General features: G+C 40.0%; 6 protein-coding genes. 5 read left to right on the forward strand and 1 reads right to left on the reverse strand.

From position 1 onward, the window contains the following. Positions 1–29: 29 nt before the first annotated feature. Both E2R67_RS03540 and E2R67_RS03545 read left to right on the forward strand, forming a co-directional pair. A complete protein-coding gene (locus E2R67_RS03540) occupies positions 30–518 on the forward strand; it encodes a DNA polymerase III subunit chi (RefSeq protein ID WP_134289555.1) in 489 nt (162 codons plus the stop codon). Next, positions 518–3,376, forward strand: a complete 2,859-nt coding sequence (locus E2R67_RS03545) for a valine--tRNA ligase (protein ID WP_134289571.1) — start codon at positions 518–520, stop codon at positions 3,374–3,376. Before E2R67_RS03540 ends, E2R67_RS03545 begins: the two co-directional genes overlap by 1 nt. Before the next feature lie 106 nt (positions 3,377–3,482). On the opposite strand, the gene E2R67_RS03550 is transcribed toward E2R67_RS03545, so the two are convergent. Beyond that, positions 3,483–5,006 (reverse strand): YifB family Mg chelatase-like AAA ATPase, encoded by a 1,524-nt coding sequence (locus E2R67_RS03550; protein ID WP_134289556.1) that lies wholly within the window; start codon positions 5,004–5,006, stop codon positions 3,483–3,485. A 258-nt stretch (positions 5,007–5,264) separates the two neighbouring features. Between E2R67_RS03550 and ilvG the strand changes: the two genes are divergently transcribed. The 3 genes from ilvG (at position 5,265) to ilvD (ending at position 9,102) form a co-directional block, all read left to right on the forward strand. Continuing rightward, the gene (gene ilvG, locus E2R67_RS03555; RefSeq protein WP_134289557.1) at positions 5,265–6,911 is read left to right on the forward strand and encodes an acetolactate synthase 2 catalytic subunit; all 1,647 of its coding nucleotides are present in this window, start codon (positions 5,265–5,267) and stop codon (positions 6,909–6,911) included. Beyond that, entirely contained in the window at positions 6,908–7,165 is a 258-nt protein-coding gene (gene ilvM, locus E2R67_RS03560) for an acetolactate synthase 2 small subunit (protein ID WP_134289558.1), read from the forward strand. The genes ilvG and ilvM overlap by 4 nt, the downstream gene beginning before the upstream one ends. A gap of 98 nt (positions 7,166–7,263) precedes the next feature. Next, the gene (ilvD, locus tag E2R67_RS03565) at positions 7,264–9,102 is read left to right on the forward strand and encodes a dihydroxy-acid dehydratase (protein ID WP_134289559.1); all 1,839 of its coding nucleotides are present in this window, start codon (positions 7,264–7,266) and stop codon (positions 9,100–9,102) included. The last annotated feature ends 160 nt before the right edge of the window (positions 9,103–9,262 follow it).

Raw genomic sequence — 9,262 nt, forward strand, 5'->3', positions numbered from 1 at the left:
CTCAGAATAAACATAAACAGTAGTAAGCAATGAGCGACGTCCTCTTTTATGTTTATTCAGAAGCTGGGCATGATGAAAAAAGCTCGACAGGCTTGCCTGCCTATTTTGTGCAAGCTTGTCAGCTAGCGGCTTATTACTACAAGCAAAATAAAAAAGTATTCATATATACTGAAAATCAACAAGACGCTTTTACTGTTGATGAATACTTATGGCAATTTGATGGTGATAGTTTTGTACCTCATAATTTAATAGGTGAAGGCCCTCGTTATGGCTCACCAGTTGAGATTAGTTGGCTTGCACCGCAACATCCACGTGCAATCTTAATTAATCTAAGCCAAAACATTCCGGAGTTTAATTTAAACTTCCAACAAATTATTGATTTTGTGCCTGCACAAGAACAACTAAAAATTAATGCGCGTATGCGTTATAGTGCCTATAAGAAATTAGGCCACACCCTATCTACTCAAGATGTTGCAACAACATCGCAAGAGTCAACTAACCAGACAGAAGATAAATGATGGAAAAGACATACAACCCTAGTGCAATTGAGCAAAAAAATTACCAAACTTGGGAAGAAAAAGGTTACTTCAAACCGCACGGCGATACTGATAAAGAAAGTTACTGCATCATGATCCCACCACCAAATGTTACGGGTAGTTTGCACATGGGACATGCTTTCCAAGATACCATCATGGATACGTTAATTCGTTACCAACGTATGCAAGGTAAAAACACATTATGGCAAATGGGTACAGACCATGCTGGTATCGCGACACAAATGGTTGTTGAACGTAAATTAGCCGCTGAAACAGGTGAAACTCGTCAACAATTAGGCCGTGAAAAATTTATCGAAAAAATCTGGGATTGGAAAGCGGAATCTGGCGGTAATATTTCTCGTCAAATGCGCCGTTTAGGAACTTCAGTAGACTGGGATCGTGAACGTTTTACTATGGATGATGGCCTTTCTGAAGCGGTTAAAAAAACCTTTGTTGATTTATACAACGACGACTTAATTTACCGTGGCAAACGATTAGTTAACTGGGATCCTAAATTACATACCGCAATTTCTGATCTAGAAGTAGAAAACAAAGACGTTAAAGGATTTATGTGGCACTTCCGTTACCCGCTGGCTAACGGTGCAACAACAGCTGATGGCAAAAACTATATTGTGATTGCGACTACGCGTCCAGAAACATTATTAGGCGATACAGGTGTTGCAGTAAACCCAGAAGATCCTCGTTACAAAGACTTAATTGGCCAAAGCATTGTGCTACCTTTCACCAACCGTGAAATCCCAATTATTGGCGATGAACATGCTGATATGGAAAAAGGCACAGGTTGTGTAAAAATTACACCCGCTCATGACTTTAATGACTACGAAGTAGGTAAACGCAATAATTTACCTATGATCAACATCTTAACTTTTGATGCTTGTATTCGTGAGAGCGCAGAAGTGTTTAACACTAACGGTGAAAAAAGCGAAGATTACCCAACAGGTTTACCCGTTCAATTCCAAGGGCTAACACGTGAAGATGCGCGTAAATTAGTCGTCAGTGAATTAGAAACATTAGGTTTATTAGAAGAAGTTAAAGATCACGACTTAACCGTACCTTATGGTGATCGTGGTGGTGTTGTGATTGAACCAATGCTAACAGACCAATGGTATGTACGTGTTGCACCTTTAGCTAAAACAGCAACAGAAGCGGTTGCTAATGGCGATATCAAATTTGTACCGCAACAATATGAAAACATGTACAACTCATGGATGAATGACTTAAATGATTGGTGTGTTTCTCGTCAATTATGGTGGGGACATCGCATTCCAGCTTGGTATGACGAAGCGGGTAAAGTGTATGTTGGACATGATGAAGCAGAAGTACGTGCTAAACATAATTTAGATGATAGCGTGGTATTACGCCAAGATGACGATGTACTGGATACATGGTTCTCATCTGGTCTATGGACATTCTCTACATTAGGTTGGCCAAACAAAACTATGGATCTTAAAACCTTCCATTCTACAGATGTATTGGTAACCGGTTTTGACATCATTTTCTTCTGGGTTGCTCGTATGATCATGATGACCATGCACTTTATGAAGAATGAAGATGGCACACCACAAGTACCGTTTAAAACCGTTTATGTAACCGGCCTGATTCGTGATGAAAATGGCGATAAAATGTCTAAATCTAAAGGTAACGTATTAGATCCTTTAGATATGATCGATGGCTTAGATCTTGAAAGCTTAGTAACCAAACGTACTGGCAACATGATGCAGCCACAACTTGCTAAGAAAATTGAAAAAGACACCCGTAAAACATTCGCCGATGGTATCGAAGCACATGGTACGGATGCATTACGCTTTACCTTAGCCGCGATGGCTTCAACAGGTCGCGATATCAACTGGGATATGAATCGTCTTGAAGGTTACCGTAATTTCTGTAACAAATTATGGAATGCAAGTCGTTATGTATTAATGGACGCGGAAGAACAAGATTTTGGTTTTGGTGATAATAAAGCCATGCAATTTAGCCTTGCAGACCGTTGGATTCAAGGTCAATTGCAAAATATGATCAAAGAGTTCCGCCAAGCATTAGATACTTATCGTTTTGATATTGCAGCAAACATTCTTTACGATTTTATCTGGAATGAATTCTGTGGATGGTACTTAGAATTAACTAAACCAGTATTATTCAAAGGTAGCGAAGAGGAGCAGCGCGGTACTCGACATACATTAATCAGCGTATTAGAAACCTTGCTACGTGTTGCGCACCCAATGCTTCCGTTTATGACCGAAGAAATCTGGCAACGTGTTAAAAGTATCACTGGTCAAGGTGGCGAGACGATCATGCTTGAAGCTTACCCTGAATATGATGCTGCACAAGTTGATGAAAAAGCCGTTGCTGACCTTGAATGGGTTAAGCAAGTGATTGATGCAGTGCGTAACATTCGTGGTGAAATGGATATCAGTCCGAAAGTGCCATTGAATGTATTAGTTAAAAATGCAAGTACTGAAGACACGCGCCGTTTCGCTGAAAATGAAGCTTTCCTAGCTGCATTAGCAAAATTAGAAACCGTTACCTTTGTTGCTGAAGGCTCAGAAACACCCGCTTCTGTTACCGCGCTAATTGGTGAATTAGAGTTATTAATTCCAATGGCAGGTTTGATTGATGCTGAAGCTGAATTAGCACGTTTAGCAAAACAGCTTGAAAAAGCTAAGAAAGAGCTAGATAAAGTATCAGGTAAACTAAGTAATGAGCGTTTTGTTAGTAATGCACCAGAAGCTGTTATTACTAAAGAAAAAGCAAAACAAGCTGAATACCAAACGACTTGTGACAAGTTAAACGAACAAATTGAAACAATTAAAGCACTATAATCTTATATAAGGTTTTATAGCATTTTAACTTTTCAATATTGATTTAACATTCAAAAAAGAGGCTTATTTAAGCCTCTTTTTTTATGTGAAAAATTAAAAATCGGCATTAATAAGCTTCCTGAAAACTAGTTAATAAACGATCCATTGCTCGATAACTTAATGCTTCAGATAGGTGTGCTTTCAAAATCCTTGGTTGATCATCCAGATCCGCAATACTTCTCGCCACTTTGAGTAAGCTATGCCAAGCTCGAATAGAAAGCCCCATTTTTTCAATCGCTTGCTCTAAAAAAAGCGCATCCTCTTCAGTTAAAATACAATATTCATTAATTTCTTGGCTAGATAAATAATGATTCAGTTTACCTTGTCGTTGAAATTGAAGCTGCCTTGCTTTTAAAACTCGGGCTTTAATATCAACACTTTTTTCTGCTACATTTTGTCTCCCCTGTTGCGATATAGCGAGCATCCCCTTAGGCAATAACGGCACCATAATAGACAACGCAAAACGATCTAAAAAAGGTCCCGATAATCGATTTAAATAGCGCAAAATTTGATCTGGCGTACTACGTCTTAAGTTTCCAGAAATATGTCCACAAGGGCTGGGATTCATCGCTGCAATTAATTGAAAATGAGCTGGAAAAGTAACTTGGTTTGCAGCCCGTGAAATTGTCACGTTATGGGTTTCCATTGGTTGACGTAAGCTATCTAACACTGAACGAGGAAACTCTGGTAACTCATCCAAAAATAAAACACCATGATGAGATAAAGAAATCTCACCCGGTTTCGGCTTCCCACCGCCCCCCACTAATGCAACAGCCGAAGCACTATGATGTGGAGCCCGATAAGGTGGTGCAAACCAGTTTTTTCGCTGTTTTCCACACACTGAATAAACCGCAGCAGTTTGTAACGCTTGCTGTTCTTCTAAATTGGGTAATAAGGTCATAAAGCGCTCCGCTAACATACTCTTACCTGTACCGGGTGGACCAATAAGTAATAAATTATGCGAACCCGCAGCGGCGACTTCCAATACCCTTTTCGCTTGCTCTTGCCCTAATACATCGGAAAAATCGAGCTGATGCGTATCTTGATCTTGTATTTCCTTTTGAACAGCAGCTTGTAACTCTAACTGTTGCTGTAAAAAAGCACACACATCGAGTAAATGTCGCGCGACAAATCCTTGCGCACCAGTTAAAGCACACTCATGTTGATTATCGGGACAAACAATAATTTTTCTCTGCTGTGTTTTTGCAGCTAACGCACAAGGGATAATGCCATCGACACTGCGCAATTCTCCAGATAAAGAAAGCTCACCATAACACTCGTAATTTAATATCTCTGCGCACTGAATTTGCTCAGAAGCAATTAAGATCCCTAAGGCGATTGCGAGATCAAACCGCCCTCCTTCTTTTGGCAAATTTGCTGGGCCTAAATTAACGGTTATTTTTTTACTAGGAAACTTAAAATTGCTATTTAAAATAGCACTACGAACGCGATCTTTAGCTTCTTTCACTGAGGTTTCAGGTAATCCAACTAAAGAAAAGCCCGGTAATCCAGTACCAAGATGAACTTCGACTTCAACCTCCGGCGCATCAACGCCCGAGATTGCCCTACAAACTAATCTCGACAGTGCCATATCAACTCCCAACATATTGATAATAATTGGACATTAACAAAGTATAGTGGTCAAAAAACAATCAGCAAAAAACAAACAAGTTAAAGTTCACATAGCGGATAAATATAAACGAATAATAAAAGCGTTGAAAAGTTGCTTAAAAATGTGACAAAAGTTGTTTGATAAGCCGTTTTTTGCTATAAAGAGCACCCATTTTCTAAATCGTTCAGTGCTTTTAAAAAGAGTACGATTAACCATCATGAACTTCAGGAAGAATCTATGAATGGTGCACACTTTGTTGTACAAGCTTTAAAAGAACAGAACATCACACAGGTATTTGGATATCCTGGTGGTGCCATCATGCCTCTTTACGATGCTTTATTTGATGGCGGTGTTGAACATTTATTATGTCGCCACGAACAAGGTGCGGCAATGGCTGCCATTGGTTATGCGCGCGCAACAGGAAAAGTGGGTGTGTGTATTGCAACATCAGGACCAGGTGCAACAAACCTGATCACAGGGTTAGCGGATGCATTACTTGATTCTATTCCAATCATAGCCATTACAGGACAAGTACCAACGCATTTAATCGGTACCGATGCGTTTCAAGAAGTTGATGTATTAGGTTTATCCCTAGCCTGCACTAAACATAGTTTCATGGTTCAAAGCGCCGAAGAATTAGGTCCGATTATTGAGCAAGCTTTTGAAATTGCAACTACTGGGCGCCCCGGACCCGTATTAATTGATATTCCTAAAGACATTCAGGTTGGTCCAAGCGTCGCGCATGCATTAGCTAAATTAGTTAACAGCGACAAACAACTCAATAGCAAACGTATTGAGCAAGCCAAATCAATGATTGAGTCAGCAAAACAACCACTACTTTATATTGGTGGCGGAGTAGGAATGGCAAATGCCGTTGAAGAGTTACGTGACTTTATTCAAGAAACTAAAATTCCAAGTGTTTGTACGTTAAAAGCGATTGGCTGTGTTCCTCATCATTCACCTTATTTTATGGGAATGGTCGGTATGCACGGCAGCAAAGCGTCTAATTTAGCGATTCAAGAATGTGATTTATTAATCGCTGTAGGCGCTCGATTTGATGATCGTGTGACTGGCAAATTAGATGAGTTTGCACCTAATGCTAAAGTGATCCATTTAGATATCGATGCCGCTGAAATTGATAAATTACGTCAGGTGACGTTATCTATGACAGATAACTTAAAACAAGTGTTACCGGCAATAAAAGCTAAAACAAATATTGCGCCATGGCAAAAGCAAGTTGCCAAAATGAAAATAGATTATGCAAATCGTTATGATCACCCCGGCGAGCCTATCTTCGCTCCAGCTTTATTAAGAAAGCTAGCTGAGATTATGCCAACAGATACTGTCATTTGTAGTGATGTAGGCCAGCATCAAATGTGGGTGGCACAGCATATGTTTGTGGATCGACCTGAAAACCATATTTCAAGCTCAGGCTTAGGGACCATGGGGTTTGGTGTTCCTGCGGCCGTTGGCGCACAAGTTGCTCGCCCTAACGATACCGTGATTGCAGTTTCTGGTGATGGCTCTTTTATGATGAATGTACAAGAGTTAGGCACGATTAAACGTAAGCAACTGCCAGTTAAAATATTACTGATTGATAACCAACGTTTGGGAATGGTACGTCAATGGCAAGAGCTATTCTTTAATGGCCGTTATAGCGAAACCATTTTAACTGATAACCCAGACTTTGTAACACTAGCCAGCGCCTTTGATATTCCTGGTGAAACGATTGTCACTAAATCGCAAATAGACCAAGCCTTACAACGCTTGTTAAAAAGTGAAGGCCCTTATTTATTACATGTTTCAATTTCTGAAGAAGAAAATGTATGGCCGTTAGTGCCACCAGGTGCCGCTAATGACCAAATGATGGAGAGTGTAGGGTGAAATCATTATTAATTATTGAGGCGAAAAAAAGCCCTGAATTTTTAGAACGTTTATTACGTGTTTGCCGTCACCGAGGTTTTACTGTTGATAGCATAAACGCAGAAACAGGCAGTGTAAAACAAGTTTCGCATATTACATTAACCGTATGTAGTGAACGTGATATTAGTTTATTGACCAAACAAATTGAAAAAATTGTCGGCGTGTTACAAGTCGCCACCTTACAACAAGAACAAAATATTAAAGCAACAGCGTAAATCGAGATTGCCCAATAAAGGCAACTCTGTTTTACTGTTATTAACCATTATTTATATCAAGCCAGTGATTTGGCTAGCAGCAATTTAAGGAAATTAAAATGCCAGTTTATCGTTCAAAAACATCAACACATGGTCGTAACATGGCAGGTGCTCGTGCATTATGGCGCGCAACTGGTGTAAAAGATGATGATTTCGGAAAACCAATCATTGCCATTGCAAACTCATTTACTCAATTTGTTCCGGGTCATGTTCATTTAAAAGATATGGGCCAATTAGTTGCCCGTGAAGTTGAAAAAGCCGGCGGTATTGCTAAAGAGTTTAATACTATCGCTATTGATGATGGTATCGCAATGGGACACTCAGGCATGTTATACAGTCTGCCTTCTCGTGACTTAATTGCTGATTCAATTGAATACATGGTCAACGCTCACTGTGCAGATGCACTGGTTTGTATTTCTAACTGTGACAAAATCACACCGGGAATGTTGATGGCAGCACTTCGTCTAAACATCCCAGTTATTTTTGTGTCAGGTGGCCCGATGGAAGCCGGTAAAACTAAGCTTTCAGATCAACTCATCAAACTAGACTTAGTCGATGCCATGGTAATGGGTCCAGATAAAGATGTGTCTGATGAAGATCTTGAAAAAGTAGAGCGTAGTGCTTGTCCAACTTGTGGCTCTTGTTCTGGTATGTTTACAGCTAACTCAATGAACTGTTTAACAGAAGCATTAGGTTTATCATTACCAGGTAATGGTTCAATGCTTGCAACACATTCAGACCGTGAAAACCTATTCCTAGAAGCAGGTCGTCGTATTGTTGAAATCACAAAACGTCATTATCAAGAAGACGATTATTCAGTATTACCTCGTTCAATTGCGAACCGTGGCGCCTTTGAAAATGCAATGGCGTTAGATATTGCAATGGGTGGTTCAACCAATACTATTCTTCACTTATTAGCTTGTGCACAAGAAGCGGAATTAGACTTTACAGTTGCCGATATGGATGAGATGTCTCGCCGTATTCCACAACTTTGTAAAGTAGCACCATCGACACCTGAATATCATATGGAAGACGTACATCGCGCTGGTGGTGTAATGGCTATCTTAGGTGAGCTAGATAGAGCGGGTTTATTAAATAGCGATATCCCAACCATTCTAAGCCCAACAATGAAAGAGCAGCTTGCTAAATACGATATTATGCAAACGGAAGACCCAGCTATTATCGACTTCTACCGCGCAGGTCCTGCAGGGATCCGTACTGTAAAAGCATTTAGTCAATCTTGTCGTTGGGATACTGTCGATAATGACCGTAAGAATGGTTGTGTACGTTCAATAGATAACGCTTTCAGTACTGAAGGTGGTTTAGCGGTATTATTTGGTAACATGGCCGTAGATGGCGCTGTTGTTAAAACTGCCGGTGTTGATGACAGTAACTTAACCTTCACCGGTCCAGCTAAAATCTATGAAAGCCAAGATGATGCTGTTGAAGCTATCTTAGGCGGAAAAGTAGTAGAAGGTGATGTGGTTGTTATCCGCTATGAAGGCCCACAAGGTGGCCCAGGTATGCAGGAAATGCTTTACCCAACTTCATACCTTAAATCAATGGGGCTAGGTAAGAAATGTGCATTAATTACTGATGGTCGTTTCTCTGGTGGTACATCAGGTCTTTCAATCGGTCACGTTTCACCAGAAGCAGCAGCTGGCGGTGTGATTGGCTTAATTGAAAATGGCGATATTATCGACATTAACATTCCAACACGTGAAATGAACTTAAAAGTATCTGATGATGTACTAGCAGCACGTCGCATCAAACAAGATGTATTTGGATGGAAGCCAGTTTCTCGTGACCGCCCTATTTCAGCTGCATTAAAAGTATATGCAATGATGGCAACATCAGCTGACAAAGGCGCAGTACGTGATTTAAGTAAACTTAAATAAATACCGCTCAATACTGAATAAAAAACCGGCATTGATAGCTAATGCCGATCAGTTAAGAAAAATTAGTTGATTTTTAACGTAAGAAGATCAAAATCCTATGACTCAAAAGGTCATGGGATTTTTTTATGGAACTTTCAGAAGCACTCGCTCGCACATCAAT

Origin of the sequence: Psychromonas algicola, assembly GCF_004378355.1 — a bacterium.
Taxonomy (GTDB): domain Bacteria; phylum Pseudomonadota; class Gammaproteobacteria; order Enterobacterales; family Psychromonadaceae; genus Psychromonas.

Coding starts and splice junctions, on each gene's coding strand:
- E2R67_RS03540 (WP_134289555.1), top strand. CDS start 30: ATGAGCGACGTCCTCTTTTATGTTTATTCAGAAGCTGGGCATGATGAA.
- E2R67_RS03545 (WP_134289571.1), top strand. CDS start 518: ATGGAAAAGACATACAACCCTAGTGCAATTGAGCAAAAAAATTACCAA.
- E2R67_RS03550 (WP_134289556.1), bottom strand. CDS start 5,006: ATGGCACTGTCGAGATTAGTTTGTAGGGCAATCTCGGGCGTTGATGCG.
- ilvG (WP_134289557.1), top strand. CDS start 5,265: ATGAATGGTGCACACTTTGTTGTACAAGCTTTAAAAGAACAGAACATC.
- ilvD (WP_134289559.1), top strand. CDS start 7,264: ATGCCAGTTTATCGTTCAAAAACATCAACACATGGTCGTAACATGGCA.